Source organism: Poritiphilus flavus (genome assembly GCF_009901585.1).
Lineage (GTDB): Bacteria > Bacteroidota > Bacteroidia > Flavobacteriales > Flavobacteriaceae > Poritiphilus > Poritiphilus flavus.
Genome location: NZ_WXYO01000010.1, coordinates 1 through 19403 on the forward strand (window position 1 = coordinate 1; position 19403 = coordinate 19403).

A 19403-nucleotide genomic window follows, 5' to 3' on the forward strand; every position below is an offset into this window, starting at 1 on the left:
GTTCTGTATTTTGGAAGCCCCCAGGGTATCCGATCTTTCAGCCACGGGCAATGGCATCGTACGCTGGTACGAGGACGCGGACAGCACAGCGGAACTGGCGAGCGATACCGCTCTGGAAGATGGCACCCAATATTACGGGGTATTGGAAGACGACAACGGCTGTATCTCCGAACGGGTCGAAGTTGTGGTAAGGATCAACATACAGGGCTGTGAAGACATGCCGGACTTGAACAAACTTGGTTTCTCGCCAAACGGTGACGGGGTCAATGATACTTTTTCGATTTCCTGGCTGAGGAATGACTACCCTAACTACAGAATGTCTGTCTATGACCGCAATGGTTCCCTGGTGTACGAAGGGAACATCAGCTCACCGGACTGGGATGGCAGCGCGGACCGGGGAATTATTCTGGGAGACGGTAAACTGCCCAACGGTGTGTACTATTACACCATAGATTTTGGGGATGAAGCAACACCACCGGTCCAGGGGGTTGTCTATCTGAACCGATAAGGCGGAAAGATCTGAAACTGTAAAGCTGTGAAGTTGTAAAACTGTAAAATTGCAACTAAGGGTCTAACATTGACAATTCTGTTCGACAGGCCTATAGCAATTACAGGGATTCAATAGTTTAGGGTGCCCTGTGAAAATTGTAGCTTTTCCTACTCAATTATTTGCACAATTCCGGCGGCTTAAATAGAAATACCCTATTTCATCCGTTCGCTACACTTGTCAGAGTTCCAGCTTGTTGCTTATTAGTGAAAGGATATTGAACTATGGAGGAGGGTGATAGACAACCAATTTGGAGAGAACCTACAAATATTATGATGTAAAAAAACTATTTCCCGCCCAAAATGTTCTTGTAAAGAATCTTTCTATATCAATGTATTCTACACTTATTTTTTCAATAAACCACTTATGCATTCTCCTTTTTTTCCTTTGGTGACTTTCCTTAATTTCGAATTGTTCAGTTTAAAGGGATGCCATATTGCATTTAGCTTTACAACTTTTAGTTTCATTTTCATATCGTTCTTCACAAGTTGGTTCTACCAACCTAGATTAAAATCCCATAACTGGACCTATTTAAATGTTTTCTTAGAGGATTCGTGCACCAATGGTATGACCAACGTGCCGGGTCCTCCTTTTTTGGACTTCGGATCCAAACACTTATTTCAATGGGAACCCGCCTATGCAATGGCTTTGGTTTATCTAATAAACTCTGTGTAATTTAGTATTTCAGGTTATTGGATTGTCTCCTTGAAAACCGAAAACATAAATTGGGTTGTTATATGTTGTTGATGGTTGTAAAGAGCTGTCAATTCCCCTACCAGGTACATAAGAATTGTGTAAAACCATTCTTATGCCCACTTATTCGTAAATAGCTACACTTGTTACATCATTGGTGCGGTTTTGGTTCCAAGGGAGTACTTTTACACCACTGAAAGTTTACATTTAATATTGATTGATGGTGTTAGCAAAGAAAAATTCCCAGGAACTTCCCGCCAGGCTATCCTTGGAACATTTCCCCTTCTAGTAAAGCTGATCTGGCTGGTTGTATGATTTTGAGAAATGAAGATTAGAATATTAAGAGACGACCTGTCTTTGGGAAATTAAAGGAAAACAATGTCCAGAATGTTGTCCAGGGTACGATGTTCGGGTTACCCGGAACGCTTTTACTTCTATTTCCGGGATCCGAAACTAAAACCAGTTCACTTGACCCTCCAAGCGGGATTTGGGAAATCCCTATCCCATGTCGCGATTCCGCTCGATTTTTTGCAGTCGATTACTTCATTCAAACACCTTGATCCATAATGAGAACAAACTATCAGATGCGCCTGAAGGGACCTATTCTTTCCTGTTTCATCATATTATGGATGACCACAAACCTGTTTGCCCAAGGTGAGTTTATTACTACCTGGGATACTACCAAACCAGGAACTTCTGATGCAAACTCCATCACCATACCCGCCTTAGGGGCTTTCGATGTGGACCTGGGCGCAGATGGAACCTATGAACTGTTCGACATGACGGGGACCCAAACCGTCAATGTCACTACCTACGGCTATACCGCCGGGGAGATTAGGGTGGCTCTTCGCAGGGCTACCGTCGTCCAAGGACTCAGGGCTCTGGACAGGATATATTTCAACAATACCGGCGACAAGGATAAGCTACTCTCCGTAGACCAATGGGGTAGTATTTCATGGAGCACTATGGAGGGAGCATTTTATGGCTGTAGTAATCTGGATGTTAAGGCTACAGATACTCCCAACCTTAGTAGGGTTACCAATATGAGTGGGATGTTTCATGGGGCGGCTAATTTTAACGGGAATATCAGTTCCTGGAATACGGCTAAGGTGAACAGCATGAAATCAATGTTTTCTGGTGCATCTGGTTTCAACCAGGACATTGGTTCCTGGAATACAAGCCAGGTTACCAATATGGAAGGCATGTTTTATCAGGCCACTGCCTTTGATCAGGATCTTGGTACATGGGATTTGGGAAATGTGACCAATGGTAGCGATATGCTCAACAACAGTGGTCTGTCCGTTGCTAATTGGGATAACACCCTGATCGGCTGGTATAGCCAGAACTTTAGCAACACCCCCACTATCGGGGCCTCTGGACTAGTCTATTGTAAGGCCGGCACCGAGCGTACCGCCTTGACCTTCAATTTTACCGGTGACATTGCCGAAACGACTAAACCGACGGCACAGTGCAAGGCGACAGCACTTATACTGGGCACCGATGGCACAGCCACCCTGACGGCCAATCTTGTAGACAAGGGGTCTTACGATGCTTGCGGGAACGTCTCTTTAAGCCTGTCCAACAGCAGCTTTACAACTTCTGATCTGGGTACGAATACAGTGACCCTTACCGCAACTGACCCCAATGGGAACACAAACAGTTGTACTGCAATGGTCACCGTGGTGGAGCATGCATCAGGGGTATTTATCACCACCTGGGACACCACCACCCAGCATGGCACCTCTAACAGCAATTCTATCACTATCCCCGCCACAGGAACTTACGATGTGGACCTGGGCGATGACGGTACCTATGACTTGTTCGACCAGACTGGTACAATTACTATAGACGTTACAGCCTATGGCCATACTGCTGGGGAAATAGAAGTAGCCCTTCGAAGTGCTGCTTCCGGTAAGGGGAGTCTGACCCGTATACACTTTAACAATGGTGGTGACAGGCGAAAATTACTCTCTGTGGACCAATGGGGTAGCGGTATCACTTGGAGTACCATGGAAGATGCATTCCATGGCTGTTTGAATATGGAGGTCAAGGCTACCGACGCCCCTAACCTGAGCAGTGTAACCAATATGTCCAGGATGTTTAATAGTTGCTCGTCACTTAAGGGGACTACAGGTCTCTCTGGTTGGAATGTGGCTACTGTAACTGATATGTCCAGGATGTTCTATCTGGCAAGAACCTTCAATGCGGACATTGGTTCCTGGGATGTGTCCAAGGTGACCGATATGAGTGAGATGTTTACCGGTAGTAGTTCTTTCACGGGTACAGCGAGCCTCTCCAATTGGAATGTGTCCAGTGTGACCGATATGAGCTACATGTTTGCCGCTGCAAGTGTCTTTAATGCGGATATTGGCTCCTGGGATACCAGCAGTGTGACAGATATGAGCTGGATGTTTCGGTTCGCATCCGCCTTTGACCAGGACCTCAGCACGTGGAATGTATCCGGGGTGACCAATATGGTCAATATGTTCCGGGCTATGGACGTCTTTGACCAGGATTTGAGTAGCTGGGACACGGGTAGCGTGACCGATATGTCCGGCATGTTTGCCTACACCAAGGCTTTTAACGGGGACATCAGTAGCTGGAACACAAGTGGCGTCAATGATATGAGCGGAATGTTCTTTCAGGCAACCGCTTTTAACAGAGACCTCAGTTCCTGGGACACCGGCAATGTGACCAATATGCACTCCATGTTCCGGGACGCAAGCGCCTATGATCATGACCTAGGTGATTGGGATCTGGGGAAGTTGATCAGTGGCGATTTTATGCTCAATAACAGTGGGCTCTCATCAGGTAAATGGGACGCTACACTGATCGGCTGGCACGCCCAGAACTTTACGAATACACCTACTATCGGCGCCTCCGGGCTGGTCTACTGTACAGCCCGCACCCAGCGTGCCGCACTGACTTTAAATATTACTGGGGACAGCGTGGAAACTACCAAGCCGACGGCCGCCTGCAAGGCAGTAACACTGGAATTGGATAACAACGCCACGGCCACTCTTACGACTGAACTTTTTGACAATGGATCCAATGATAACTGCGGGAGCGTCTCCCTAAGTTTATCGCAGAGTGAATTCACAACCGCTGATATTGGTTCCAAAACGGTGACCCTAACGGTGAGTGATCCCAATGGGAACACGGAGAGTTGCAGCGCAACAGTGACTGTAGTAGGTAATTCTGAGCCCATAGCATCCTGTAAAAACATGACGCTACAGCTAGATGCGACAGGCAGCGGGACGATCACAACGGCGGACATCGATAACGGCTCGTCTGACAATAGTGGCACGGTTTCCCTTTCCCTGAGCAAAGCGATTTTTGGATGTTCCGATGTGGGGGACAACACAGTAACCCTTACAGTGGCCGACAGTCGCAACAACACAAAAACCTGTAACGCCATTGTAACGGTGGAGGACAAGATCCAGCCGACAGCCAGTTGCAAAGGTGCCACCGTACGATTGGATTCAGGAGGCAGCGCATCGATTACCGCGTCGGAATTGGACGGTGGTTCCAGCGATGCCTGTGGCGAAGTCTCATTGGGCTTGTCCAAGAGCAGCTTTACTACCTCCGACTTAGGCGTGAATATGCTGACCCTTACGGTGACCGATCCCAATGGGAACGCGAACACCTGTCTGGCCGCGGTGACCGTAGAGGATCCCGAAAACCTGTTTATCACCACATGGAACACGACCAAGTCCGGCACGTCCAACAGCAAATCTATTACCATCCCTGCCACCGGGACATATGATGTGGACCTGGGCAATGACGGAAGCTATGAACTGCTGGACCAGACCGGAACCATCACTGTGGATGTCACTACCTACAGCTATACCTCCGGGGAAATACAGCTGGCCCTTCGAAATGCCATATCTGGAAGCGGGACGCTGACCAGGATACATTTCAACAATGGAGGTGACAGACAGAAACTGCTTTCCGTCGACCAATGGGGCAATAGTATTTCCTGGAGCACCTTGGCGGGCGCATTTTATGGTTGTACCAATTTAGAGGTGAAGGCGACCGACTCTCCGGACCTCGGCAATGTAACCAATATGGGAAGCGCATTCCGCGCTTGTACCTCACTTACGGGGACGACCAGCTTCTCCAACTGGAACACGGCCAAAGTGACGAATATGAGCAGTATGTTTGAGGGAGCAAGCGAATTTAATGTGGATATCGGATCTTGGAATACAAGCAAGGTAACCCTTATGAGCTTCATGTTCCAAGACGCAAGTGCCTTTGACCAGGACATCGGTTCCTGGGATGTGGCCAACGTAACCAATTTGCACAAGATGTTTCGATTTGCCGCGTCCTTTAACCAAGACATCGGTTCCTGGAATACGAGCATGGTGCAAAACATGGGTGGCATCTTTAGAGGTGCAAGTGCCTTTGACCAGGACATTGGTTCCTGGAACACAAGCGCTGTGATTGATATGGCTCTCATATTCGAAGGCGCTACTGTCTTTAATCAGGACATTGGCTCGTGGGATACGAGCAACGTGACCAGTATGTATGCCGTATTCGAGGATGCAAGTGCCTTTGACCAGGACATCGGCTCCTGGAATATGAGCAAGGTGACGGATATGGACTCGATGTTCATGAACGCCAGTTCCTTTAATCAGGACATAAGCTCATGGAATGTATCCGGTGTAACCGATATGAGCAAGATGTTTTCTGGAGCAACCGCCTTTGACCAGAACCTGGGGGCCTGGGATTTAGAACAGCTGTCCAAGGGTACGGCAATGCTCAACAATTGTGGGCTTTCCCTTAGTAACTGGGACAACACGCTTATTGGTTGGTACGGGCAGAGCTTTACCAATACCGTTACAATCGGGGCTTCCGGCCTGGTCTATTGTACGGCTGCCACCCAGCGTGCCGCGCTTTCCCTAAACATTACTGGTGATAGTGTAGAGGCGAACCCGCCAACGGCCGCATGCAAGGAGGCGGTAACACTCGAACTTGACGCTAATGGCACTGCCACTCTGACGACCGATCTTGTTGACAATGGTTCCAGCGATGCCTGTGGGAGCGTCTCTCTAGGTTTGTCGAAGAGTGACTTCTCTACTGCCGAACTTGGTGCAAACACTGTGACCCTGACGGCGACCGACAATAGTAGCAAGACAGACACTTGTGATACTACGGTGACTGTGTTAAGCAGATCGGAACCGGTGGCATCCTGTAAGGACATCACGGTACAGCTCGACGCAACGGGTGCTACTGCTATCACTGCTATGGACGTTGACAATGGATCTTCAGACAACAGTGGAACAGTGTCACTTCTGATAGATAAAACCGGTTTCGGCTGTTCCAATGTTGGGGCGAACATAGTGACCCTCACCGTGGCTGACGCTAACAACAACACTAAGACCTGCTCCGCCACGGTAACTGTGGAGGACAAGGTCCAACCGACGGCAATGTGCCGGGCGGTGACACTTCGACTGGATGCCAACGATACCGCCACCCTGTCCACCACTCTTGTTGACAATGATTCTAGTGATGCCTGCGGGATTGTTTCGCTTGGTCTGTCCCAAAGCAACTTTAGCACTGATGACCTTGGTGTGAAAACGGTGACCCTGACGGTAACCGATACCAATGGGAATACAAATAGCTGTAATGCCACAGTGACTGTGGAGGCTTATCCCAGAACCACTTTCGTCACAACCTGGGATACGACCAAATCCGGTACTTCGGGGGGGAGCTCAATCTCTATTCCTGCCATGGGGATATATGATGTGGACTTGGGGGATGATGGCTCTTATGAACTATTGGAGCAAACCGGGACCACTACCGTAGATGTGACCACATACGGATATAGTTCCGGTATAATAAAAGTGGCCCTTCGAAACGCCATCTCCGAGAATGGCTCCCTTTCCAGGATAAATTTCAATAATAGTGGTGATAAGGTCAAAATACTCGCGATAGAACAATGGGGCAGTGCGATATCCTGGAGCAGCATGCAAAATGCATTTCGCGGCTGTACAAACCTGGACGTTTTGGCGAGCGATACCCCTGATCTGAGCAGTGTGACCACTATGGAGGCCATGTTCCACAATTGCAGTTCCCTCAAGGGGACCTCTGCAGACAACCTTTCCGGTTGGAACACCGCGAATGTGACGGATATGTGGAGCCTTTTCTATGGGGCAAGCTCCTTTAACCAGGACATCGGTTCGTGGAACACCAGCAGTGTGACGGATATGCGGTGGATGTTTTACCAGGCGACCTCCTTTAACCAGGATCTTGGAGACTGGGACCTGGGAAATTTAACCAGTGGTGCCAATATGCTCAATAACTGTGGGCTTTCCGTCGAAAACTGGGATAAGACACTTATCGGCTGGCATAAACAGGGATTTACAAACACGCCAACCATAGGGGCCAACGGGCTAATTTACTGTACTGCTGGTACTGAGCGAGACGCTCTTTCCCTTAACGTCAGCGGCGATACGGCCGAAACTACCAAACCGACCGTTAAGTGCAAGGCAGCTACCCTCCAACTGGGAACGGGTGGCAGTGCCAGCCTGAACGCCTCCCTTGTTGACAATGGTTCGAATGATTCCTGCGGGAACGTTAGCTTCAGTTTGTCCCAAAGCAATTTCACAGCCAACCATCTTGGAACAAACACGGTTACGCTTACAGTTACTGACCCTAACGGGAACAAGGATAGCTGTACTTCTTCAGTAACCGTTGAAGACAAGATTGCTCCCACCTCCAGTTGCAAGAACATCACCTTACAACTTGATGCAACGGGCAGCGCGGCCATCACCACCTCGACCATAGACAATGGCTCCTCCGACAACAGTGGTAGTATATCATCGCTTATACTGGACAAGACCAGTTTTAGCTGTTCCGATATAGGGCAGAACACAGTGACCCTTACGGCGACCGATGGCAGTAGCAACACCAACAGCTGTTCAGCTACGGTGACCGTAGAGGACAATATCAACCCAACGGCTGCATGCAAGGCAGCTACCCTCAGAATCGGCACCAATGGAGTACCAGTACTCACAACCGGCCTGGTGGATAACGGATCCGCTGATGCCTGCGGAAGTGTCTCATTGAATTTGTCTAAGACCAACTTTACGGCCTCCGACCTGGGACCGAACACCGTGACCTTGACTGTTTCCGACCCCAACGGGAACACGAACAGTTGCCAGACGACGGTGACCGTAGAGGACCCTGCAAGCGTATTTGTTACCACATGGGATACTACCAATTCGGGCATATCCAACGGGAATTCCATCACTATCCCTGCTACGGGTACCTATGACGTGGATCTGGGCAATGATGGTAGTTACGAATTACTCAACCAGAACGGTACCACCACTATAGATATTACAACTTATGGTCACGCTTCCGGAGAGATTCAACTGGCCCTTCGCAATGCCGGATCCGGGACCCTGAGTATAAAATTCAACAATACGGGAGATAAAGCCAAGATACTGTCCGTGGATCAGTGGGGTAGTGGAATATCATGGGGTTCCATGGGATGGGCATTTTACGGCTGTACCAATCTGGACGTTTTGGCGAGCGACACTCCCGATCTAAGCAATGTAACCACTATGGCGGCCATGTTCCACAGTTGCAGTTCCCTCAAGGGGACATCTACGGGCAACTTCTCCAATTGGAATACCGCCAAGGTGACGGACATGTGGAGCCTTTTCTATGGGGCAAGCTCCTTTAACCAGGACATTGGTTCGTGGAATACGGCCAGCGTAACAGATATGCGATGGATGTTTTATGAGGCAAGTGCTTTTGACCAGGACTTAGGGAACTGGGATCTGGGGAAGTTGACTAGTGGGACCAGTATGCTCAACGATAGTGGGCTCTCCGTGAAAAACTGGGACGACACGCTAATTGGTTGGTACAACCAGGGATTCACGAACACCCCCACCATTAATGCCTCCGGGCTGGTCTACTGCACAGCCGGCACTGAGCGGGATGCACTTTCCCTCAACATCATCGGCGATGTTGCAGAAACTATTAAGCCAACGGCACAATGCAAGTCAGTAACGCTCGAACTGGACGCCAATGGAGCAGCTAGCATAACAGCAGGCCAATTGGATAATGGTTCCAGTGATGCCTGCGGAAGTGTAAGTCTGGGGCTATCCCAGTACAGTTTTACAGCCTCCGACCTGGGGGCGAACCCTGTGACCCTTACGGTGACCGACCCTAATGGGAATACCAACACTTGTACTTCCACGGTGACCGTGGTGGATGCGACGGCCCCTGTGGCCTCTTGCCAGGATATTACTTTAGAATTGGATGCGACGGGCAGCGCGGCCATCACTACCTCGGTTATAGACAATGGCTCCTCCGACAACAGTGGTAGTATATCATCGCTTATACTGGACAAGACCAGTTTTAGCTGTTCCGATATAGGGCAGAACACAGTGACCCTTACGGCGACCGATGGCAGTAGCAACACCAACAGCTGTTCAGCTACGGTGACCGTAGAGGACAATATCAACCCAACGGCTGCATGCAAGGCAGCTACCCTCAGAATCGGCACCAATGGAGTACCAGTACTCACAACCGGCCTGGTGGATAACGGATCCGCTGATGCCTGCGGAAGTGTCTCATTGAATTTGTCTAAGACCAACTTTACGGCCTCCGACCTGGGACCGAACACCGTGACCTTGACTGTTTCCGACCCCAACGGGAACACGAACAGTTGCCAGACGACGGTGACCGTAGAGGACCCTGCAAGCGTATTTGTTACCACATGGGATACTACCAATTCGGGCATATCCAACGGGAATTCCATCACTATCCCTGCTACGGGTACCTATGACGTGGATCTGGGCAATGATGGTAGTTACGAATTACTCAACCAGAACGGTACCACCACTATAGATATTACAACTTATGGTCACGCTTCCGGAGAGATTCAACTGGCCCTTCGCAATGCCGGATCCGGGACCCTGAGTATAAAATTCAACAATACGGGAGATAAAGCCAAGATACTGTCCGTGGATCAGTGGGGTAGTGGAATATCATGGGGTTCCATGGGATGGGCATTTTACGGCTGTACCAATCTGGACGTTTTGGCGAGCGACACTCCCGATCTAAGCAATGTAACCACTATGGCGGCCATGTTCCACAGTTGCAGTTCCCTCAAGGGGACATCTACGGGCAACTTCTCCAATTGGAATACCGCCAAGGTGACGGACATGTGGAGCCTTTTCTATGGGGCAAGCTCCTTTAACCAGGACATTGGTTCGTGGAATACGGCCAGCGTAACAGATATGCGATGGATGTTTTATGAGGCAAGTGCTTTTGACCAGGACTTAGGGAACTGGGATCTGGGGAAGTTGACTAGTGGGACCAGTATGCTCAACGATAGTGGGCTCTCCGTGAAAAACTGGGACGACACGCTAATTGGTTGGTACAACCAGGGATTCACGAACACCCCCACCATTAATGCCTCCGGGCTGGTCTACTGCACAGCCGGCACTGAGCGGGATGCACTTTCCCTCAACATCATCGGCGATGTTGCAGAAACTATTAAGCCAACGGCACAATGCAAGTCAGTAACGCTCGAACTGGACGCCAATGGAGCAGCTAGCATAACAGCAGGCCAATTGGATAATGGTTCCAGTGATGCCTGCGGAAGTGTAAGTCTGGGGCTATCCCAGTACAGTTTTACAGCCTCCGACCTGGGGGCGAACCCTGTGACCCTTACGGTGACCGACCCTAATGGGAATACCAACACTTGTACTTCCACGGTGACCGTGGTGGATGCGACGGCCCCTGTGGCCTCTTGCCAGGATATTACTTTAGAATTGGATGCGACGGGCAGCGCGGCCATCACTACCTCGGTTATAGACAATGGCTCCACCGACAATAGTGGTAGCATATCATCACTTATACTGGACAAGACCAGTTTTAGTTGTTCCGATATAGGGCAGAACACAGTGACCCTTACGGCGACCGATGGCAGCAACAACGCGGCTAGCTGCACGGCAACGGTCTTGGTTCGGGACCAGACCCCTCCAATGGCCCAGTGCCATGAAGTAACGCTCGAACTGGACGCCAATGGGGAAGCCAATATCCCAGCCGACCTTGTGGACAACGGTTCCAGTGATGCCTGTGGAAGTGTGAGCCTGGAGTTATCCCCAAGTAGTTTTACGATCGATGACCTGGGTGCGAACACGGTGACCCTAACGGTGACAGACCCCAATGGGAATACGAACTCTTGTACCTCCACAGTGACCGTTGTGGATGCGACAACCCCTACGGCCTCTTGCCAGGATATTACTGTAGAATTGGATGCAACGGGTAGAGCGACCATCGCGGTAGCCGACGTAAACAACGGTTCTTCCGATAATAGCGGAACCTTATTCCTTTCGCTGGATAGTGCGGATTTTAGTTGTTCCGATATAGGGCAGAACACAGTGACCTTAACGGCGACTGATGGCAGCAACAACTCGGCTAGCTGCGCGGCTACAGTCTCGGTTCGGGACCTGACCCCACCAATGGCCCAGTGTCAGGAAGTAGCGCTCGAACTGGACGCCAATGGGAACGCCAACATAACGGCCAATCTTGTGGACAATGGTTGCAGTGATACCTGTGGAAGAGTCCGTCTGGAGGTATTCCCAAGTAGTTTTACGATCGATGACCTGGGTGCGAACACAGTGACCCTTACCGTAACCGACAACAGTGATAATATTGCGACTTGTCAGACCACGGTGACTGTGGTGGACGATACGGCCCCTACGGCCCTTTGTAAGGACATCACTGTGGAGCTAGACACGAAGGGTAGTGCGACCATCGCGGCAGCGGATATAGACAATGGCTCCTTTGATAGCAATGGTGATACAGTGTCACTTGCTCTGGACAGGACTGATTTTGGCTGCTCCGATGTTGGAGAGAACACTGTAACCCTGACCGTTACGGACGATGGCGGCAACACAGCCAGCTGTACCGCTACGGTAACGGTTCTGAATTTAACTGCACCTATGGTCCTTGTTACCAATAGCGGACCGGTCTGTCAGGGATCCGTTTTGCAATTGAACGAGATCAGTGGACTTGGTCTCTCATGGTCCTGGAGCAGCGATGGAGATGCCGTTTTTAACAACCCTGACATACAAGATCCCGAGGCTACCAATGTCTCGGACGGGGAGGAATTCACGGTTACCGTCACCCTGGCAAATGGCTGTACCGTAACAGGCACCACCAAGGCCTTTCTTCTGGAAACCCCTGTCCTGAAGACAGTCAGCGAACAGGAATTCTGTATTTTGCAGACCCCTATTGTATCTGATTTGGCGGCCTCAGGTAATGGCACCATCCGCTGGTATGAGGATGAGAACAGCAGCACGGAATTGGCAAGCGATATTCCACTTGTAGACGGCAGCTTGTACTACGGAGCCTTAGAGGATGATAATGGATGTATATCCGAGCGGATTGAAGTCCTAGTAAGGATCACAATGAAAGATTGTGATGAACTACCGAAGGCAGATAAACTTGCCTTTTCGCCGAATGGTGATGGGATCCATGATACTTTCTCCATTTCCTGGTTACGGAATGATTACCCTAACTACAGCATGTCGGTTTACGATCGAAATGGCACCCTGGTATATCAAGGGAACATCGGTATGGCTGACTGGGACGGTAACGCGGACCGTGGACTTATCCTGGCAGATGGCAAATTACCCAACGGGGTATACTACTACACCATAGATTTCGGAGATGGGACAACGCCATCAGTCCAGGGGGTAGTCTATCTGAACCGATAAGCAGGAGGAATTTGAATAGTTGATTTCTGAAGTAGTAAAACTGTGAAGTCGTTAATTGGATCTTATCCAATTAAAACTTTTTTAAGCATTAGTTAGCAAGAAGGTTCTGTAGCTTAAATGGAACTGTATTGTCTGCCAGTTTTGTCTTATCAATCCTTTGTTTCCTTAATAAACTTCGTGCCAGTCACATGCCTTTGCATTATTTATGGCGTCTACGGCTACCAACCTGTACTTATTAAAATACCACAATGAAAATTTTTTTCCCAACGCTCCCGCCAGTTTTCAACTGGTGGGCGATTTTATCTTTATAAGTTTATTAAGCGAACCACGAGATGCAATCTCGCGGTAGCGAGGGGCAAGAAGATTCTGTGGTTTAATTGTAGGTATAAGTTTAAAAGTTTTGAGTGCTGAGCAAGGAAAACTGTTCACTGTTTACCGTTCACTGATTACTGTTCACTGCAAACTGATTACTGCCCACTGCCAAATGTTCACCGGGGTTCTAAACCCCTCCCCAAATTCAAGTTAATTCCTGGGACTGAAATTTAAGAGCAGAAAGGATTAAGATCAAGTATAAGCTCAAGTGTAAGTATAAGTTTAAACGTTTTGAGTGTTGAGTAAGGAAAACCGTTTACTGTTCACTGATTACTGTTTACTGATTACTGTTCACTGCAAACTGATTACTGCCCACTGCCAACTGAACACATTATTCCTCCACAGCACAAGCAGGCTTGGCTGTTACGAAATAAAAAAGCCACCAACTTTCGTTGATGGCTTCTCTTAGTAGCGGGGACTGGATTCTTTCCTCGCATTGCTCGGAAAGGGCCTTTGGGGTGGCTTTACCAAGAAAAGCCATCTATTTGCTGGCGCAAATAGGTCTTTTTATTGCTCCACAGCACAAGCAAGCTTGGCTGTTACGAAATAAAAAAGCCACCAACTTTCGTTGATGGCTTCTCTTAGTAGCGGGGACTGGACTCGAACCAGCGACCTTCGGGTTATGAGCCCGACGAGCTACCTACTGCTCTACCCCGCGATGTATGTTTTTCAGTCTATTACGACCGTGTTTTTTGTTTCTTTTCTCAGGATGAGTAGGTACCCTGTCCTGAGCCTGCCGCAGGATACTGCTCTACCCCGCGATGTGGACGGCAAATATACAACGGTTTTCTTCACCAATCCAAACTATACCCATAATAATTTAAGCTGGCCGAACTACCCAAACCTTAAATTGCATAACTTCGGGCTTTGATATGGACGTTATTAATGATTTTCTCTCTGCCCTGATTCCTTATGCGGAATGGGTAATGCTCTTTTTAGTGATCGGTGGTGGATTATACCTGGTTTTCTATTCCAGGGGTATTCCCTATCGCTATTTCCGACATGCCATCGGTATTACCGCTGGGAAACACGACAACCCGGACGATCCCGGGGAAGTAAGTCACCTTCAGGCCTTATCTGCCGCGGTTGCCGCAACGGTAGGACTCGGAAATATCTCCGGCGTAGCCATAGCAATTTATCGGGGTGGGCCCGGCGTAATCTTCTGGATCTGGCTTACTGCCATTATAGGGATGTGCATAAAATTCTACTCCTGTAGCCTTGCCATCATCTACAGGGATCAGAACGCCCACGGAGAATTACAGGGTGGCCCCATGTACTACATCACCAAAGGAATAGGGCAAAAAGCCAGACCTCTGGCCTCTTTTTTCTGTGTTGCCGGGCTTGTGGGATTCCTCGGGGTGTTTACCGTAAACCAGTTTACCCAAACCTTTATGGAAGTGGTATCCCCGGATAATAGCATTGTCCATCTCGGAGGTACTTCCGCGAATCCTCAATTGTATTGGAAACTTATCATAGGGATAACGCTTTCCATTATCACCTCCTTTGTGATCTTTGGAGGCTTGCAAAAGATTGCCAGGGTGGCAACCGCCATCGTTCCCTTTATGGTAGTACTGTATTTTCTGGCAGTATTGGTAGTTATGGTCATGAATTCAGGTGAAATACTGCCCAGCCTTAAACTGATCGTCACTGAGGCATTTAATTTCAATACAGCCATAGAAGGCGGCTTCTGGGGAATTATAATACTTGGGGTTAGGCGTGCGGTCTTTTCCAACGAATCCGGGCTGGGAAGTGCGCCGATGTATCACGGACAATCCAAAACCAAAGAACCTGTCCAGGAAGGGCTGGTGGCCATGCTGGGGCCTTTCATTGATACCATCATAGTGTGTACCCTGACAGCTGTGGTTATTATCCTAAGCGGGGCCTACCTGGAGGCGGAAAGCGACGGCATATTGATGACGCTTATAGCCTTCAAAAAATCACTCTTCGGCTTTGGCGACGTACTCCTGATGCTGATCGTTTCAGCATTTGCGCTCTCCACGCTTTTTACTTATTCTTATTACGGTGTTAAATGCTTGTCTTTCCTCACCAACCCTAAGATTGGTAAGTATTTTAATTTCTACTATGTGGCTACTATTACATTTGCCGCGGTGGCTTCTGTAGGGCTAGTTATTAATCTTATTGACCTGGCTTATGCGTTAATGGTTATTCCAAATATGCTGGCCGTGCTGTATTTGGCACCCAAAGTAAATGCCGAGATGAAACTGTATTTCAAAAAACTGAAAAATGAGCGCTCATAAGGCTGGATTTGTCAATATTATTGGAAACCCCAATGTGGGGAAATCTACTTTGATGAATGCTTTTGTGGGTGAAAAGCTGTCCATCATCACGTCCAAGGCACAAACTACCCGCCACAGGATATTGGGTATTGTAAATGGCGAGGATTTCCAGATGGTATTATCCGATACTCCCGGTATTATCAAACCCGCCTATGAGCTGCAGGATTCCATGATGGATTTTGTGAGATCTGCCTTTGAAGATGCAGATGTGCTGCTCTATATGGTAGAGATTGGGGAAAAGGGTTTAAAGGACGATCGATTCTTCAAAAGGATAGAGAACAGCAAGATACCCGTATTATTGCTCTTAAATAAGATAGACACTAAAGATCAGCAGTTCCTCGAAGAACAGTTGGCGTATTGGCAGGAGCGTTTACCGAAGGTGGAGATCCACCCTATTTCGGCCCTGGAGAATTTCAATATCAAGGAAGTTTTTCAACGGATCATTGAGCTGCTACCGGAATCACCACCCTATTTTCCTAAAGACCAACTCACGGATAAGCCGGAACGCTTTTTTGTAAATGAGACGATACGAGAAAAGATCTTGAAATTCTATAAAAAAGAAATACCCTATGCGGTAGAAGTAGAAACCGAGGAATTTTTAGAAGACGAAAAGCTCATCCGTATCCGGTCCCTGATCATGGTGGAACGCAACTCCCAAAAAGGGATAATCATAGGTCACCAGGGAAAGGCACTTAAGAAGGTCGGGGTGGAAGCCCGTAAAGACCTGGAGAAATTCTTCGCGAAACAGGTTCATCTGGAGTTATATGTAAAAGTGAACAAAAACTGGAGAAGCAATACACAGCAGCTGCGGCGATTCGGCTACGATCAAAAGAAATCATAAGGTGTTTAACCGGTCCTGCATAAAATCGTACAATTGATTCATCTGAGGCCTGCCTTTGCGTTTTCCAGACCGGCCGAAAAAGTAAAGTGCAAACCATATCAAAACCAGGAATGCCATAGCGCCAAGCTGGATGCCGTAAGGATGGTCTAATGCTGCATTGGAATACGCCCAGATCCCCAAGATGATAAAGAAAGTAGCCACCCCAAAGTGCAGGAACATAAAAAAGGTCCAAAGGGTAGGATTTGGCCCGAACAGGCCGTAAATTCGGGATGATTTATCGTCTAACTCATTGACTTCCAGCTGTAACTGCGGAGACCAGAAATTTCGGTGCTTATCCACAAATTTGATAAAAACATGATCATCTATCCGACGGATCAGGAAGGATTTGTGCTCAGCGTTTTCAAAGGCCTCGATAACAGACTCTTTAGGCGATCCAGGTTCCAGCTGAAATCTGGGCCGCAATACAACGGAATTGGGTAAAGTACTCATCACGGCTTATTCTTACTAAAAGATACACTTTTCTGAGACAATAAAGGATTGTTTCGGATGCTACAATACCTAAAAGCAGCCTTTAATGATTTTTAATCATCAAATTTTCAATCAATTACAACTTGTCAAAAACCCTTTATCGAAAAAATGTAGCTTTTTACTTAATAGTTGTTTACTTTTCCTATATTTGATTTATCGATGAAATGCATAGTTTTATCGATAAACTGCTCCAAATCCCCCAAACACTATGAACAACATCATCATATTTGGTGCCTCCGGTCATGGCAGTGTCGTATTAGACTGTATTGAACAGGAAGGCAAATACCAGGTCATTGGCTTTGTAGATTCCTTCAAGAAAAAAGGCAGGCTTCAAAACGGCTATGAGATCCTGGGTAATGAGCACGACCTTCCTGTGCTCATGGAAAAGTTCAATCTTCATGGTGGTATTATTGCGATAGGGGATAACTGGACCCGGAAGATCATCGCAGACAAAATATCCAAGATCGTTCCCAATTTTAATTTCATTACCGCCATTCATCCCACCGCGATTATTGGTAAGGACGTTACTATAGGGAAAGGAGTGGTGATCATGCCTGGGACTATCGTAAATGCCAACTGCCAAATTGAGGATTTTTGCATCCTCAATACAAATTCCTCCCTGGATCACGATGGTAAAATGGAAGAGTATTCCAGCCTTGCCCCCCGTGTGTGTACAGGAGGAAACTTACAGCTGGGCAAATTCTCAGCTATTTGTCTGGGAGCTAATGTTATAGAAAGCATTACCATAAAGCAACATACTGTGGTAGGTGCAGGATCACTCGTCATTGATGATATTGACAGTCACGTTCTGGCCTATGGTTCCCCGGCCAAAGCTGTAAGAATACGTGCTGTTGGGGAAAAGTACCTTACCGCAGGGAAAGTACCCTACCTACTGAATGTAGTGGACGCCTGAACCCGTATCACCTTTTAGCCCATAGTTGATTTTCCAAATGGCTCGCAAGCTCATGGTCAGTTAGCCTATTAATACTACCTTTGTGGCCTGATTTTATAAGATGAGTGCCATAGTAGCCATAGTAGGGAGACCCAATGTGGGCAAATCCACCTTTTTTAACCGCCTGATTCAGCGCAGGGAGGCTATTGTTGATGCCGTAAGCGGCGTAACCCGGGATAGGCATTATGGCAAAAGCGATTGGAACGGAAAGGAGTTTTCCCTGATCGATACCGGGGGATACGTATTGGGAAGTGACGACATCTTTGAACAGGAAATAGACAAACAGGTTGAGTTGGCCATTGAAGAGGCCGACGCGATCATTTTTATGGTGGACGTAGAGGCCGGAATTACCGGAATGGACGAAGATGTAGCCCGCCTGTTACGCAAGGTTAGCAAGCCTGTTTTCCTAGTAGTCAATAAAGTAGACAACGCCAAGAGGGAGGAGCAGGCTGTGGAATTCTATTCCCTGGGCCTTGGAGATTACTATTCGCTGTCCAGCATAAATGGAAGTGGCACCGGAGAGTTACTGGATGCCCTGGTGGAGGTGCTACCTGAGAGTACTGAAGAAGCCGATGAACTTCCGCGTTTTGCAGTGGTCGGGAGGCCCAATGCCGGAAAGTCTTCCTTTATTAATGCGCTAATAGGCGAAGACCGCTATATAGTTACGGATATCGCTGGAACCACCCGGGATAGTATTGACACCAGGTACAACCGCTTCGGCTTTGAGTTCAACCTGGTAGATACCGCGGGGATCAGGCGCAAGGCCAAAGTAAAAGAAGACCTGGAATTCTACTCGGTTATGCGCTCTATAAGGGCCATTGAACATGCGGATGTTTGTTTGTTGGTGGTAGACGCAACAAGAGGTTTTGACGGGCAGGTGGAGAACATTTTCTGGTTGGCCGCGAGAAACAACAAGGGGATTGTGATCCTGGTTAACAAGTGGGACCTGATTGAGAAAGAAACCCAGTCTGTCAAGAAATTTACCCAGAATATCAAAAAAAGCATAGAGCCTTTTACCGACGTTCCTATTATATTCATTTCTGCGCTAACCAAACAGCGGATCTTCAAAGCCATTGAAACCGCGGTTACGGTTTATGAAAATCGGTCTAAAAAGATCCCTACCCGTAAGTTGAACGACATTATGCTTCCCATCATAGAACATACTCCTCCACCCTCCTACAAAGGGAAATATGTTCGTATAAAATTCTGTACTCAGTTGCCTACCCCATACCCGCAGTTCGCATTCTTTTGCAATTTGCCACAATATGTGAAAGACCCTTACAAGCGTTTTCTGGAAAACAAGCTTCGGGAAAACTTCGATTTCACCGGAGTCCCCATTACCATTTTTATGAGGAAGAAATAAGTCTGTGATTGGCGGTCTTCAAATTTCCGGCTGATTGGCCTTAGATCTCGGCATTAACAGCAG

General features: G+C 48.1%; 7 protein-coding genes and 1 tRNA gene. 6 read left to right on the forward strand and 2 right to left on the reverse strand.

Translation table 11 applies throughout. The features are described from left to right. Both GTQ38_RS20210 and GTQ38_RS20215 read left to right on the forward strand, forming a co-directional pair. On the forward strand, nt 1–508 hold a 508-nt coding region (locus GTQ38_RS20210), incomplete at its 5' end, for a gliding motility-associated C-terminal domain-containing protein (protein WP_161437403.1). Between the two features lie 1298 nt (nt 509–1806). Further along, complete coding sequence (locus GTQ38_RS20215) at nt 1807–12987, forward strand: BspA family leucine-rich repeat surface protein (protein WP_161437404.1); 11181 nt, start codon at nt 1807–1809, stop codon at nt 12985–12987. Nucleotides 12988–13944: 957 nt separating this feature from the next. Here GTQ38_RS20215 and GTQ38_RS20220 read toward each other — a convergent pair. Then, a tRNA-Met gene (locus tag GTQ38_RS20220) sits at nt 13945–14017 on the reverse strand. A 214-nt stretch (nt 14018–14231) separates the two neighbouring features. Here GTQ38_RS20220 and GTQ38_RS20225 point away from each other — a divergent pair. Both GTQ38_RS20225 and era read left to right on the forward strand, forming a co-directional pair. Continuing rightward, nucleotides 14232–15617 (forward strand): alanine/glycine:cation symporter family protein, encoded by a 1386-nt coding sequence (locus GTQ38_RS20225; protein WP_161437405.1) that lies wholly within the window; start codon nt 14232–14234, stop codon nt 15615–15617. Continuing rightward, on the forward strand, nt 15604–16497 hold the full coding sequence (gene era / locus GTQ38_RS20230) for a GTPase Era (RefSeq protein ID WP_161437406.1): 894 nt from the start codon (nt 15604–15606) through the stop codon (nt 16495–16497). The genes GTQ38_RS20225 and era overlap by 14 nt, the downstream gene beginning before the upstream one ends. Here the strand turns inward: era and GTQ38_RS20235 are convergent. Next, complete coding sequence (locus GTQ38_RS20235; protein WP_161437407.1) at nt 16492–16986, reverse strand: GTP-binding protein; 495 nt, start codon at nt 16984–16986, stop codon at nt 16492–16494. The two genes, era and GTQ38_RS20235, sit on opposite strands and share 6 nt — an antisense overlap. 247 nt (nt 16987–17233) lie before the next feature. Here GTQ38_RS20235 and GTQ38_RS20240 point away from each other — a divergent pair, with 247 nt between their 5' ends. Both GTQ38_RS20240 and der read left to right on the forward strand, forming a co-directional pair. Continuing rightward, nucleotides 17234–17938: an acetyltransferase gene (locus GTQ38_RS20240; protein ID WP_161437408.1), complete on the forward strand. Its 705-nt coding sequence runs from the start codon at nt 17234–17236 to the stop codon at nt 17936–17938. Between the two features lie 100 nt (nt 17939–18038). Further along, nucleotides 18039–19340 carry a ribosome biogenesis GTPase Der gene (gene der, locus GTQ38_RS20245; protein ID WP_161437409.1) on the forward strand — a complete coding sequence of 434 codons (1302 nt, stop codon included), beginning with the start codon at nt 18039–18041 and terminating at the stop codon, nt 19338–19340. Nucleotides 19341–19403 lie beyond the last annotated feature (63 nt).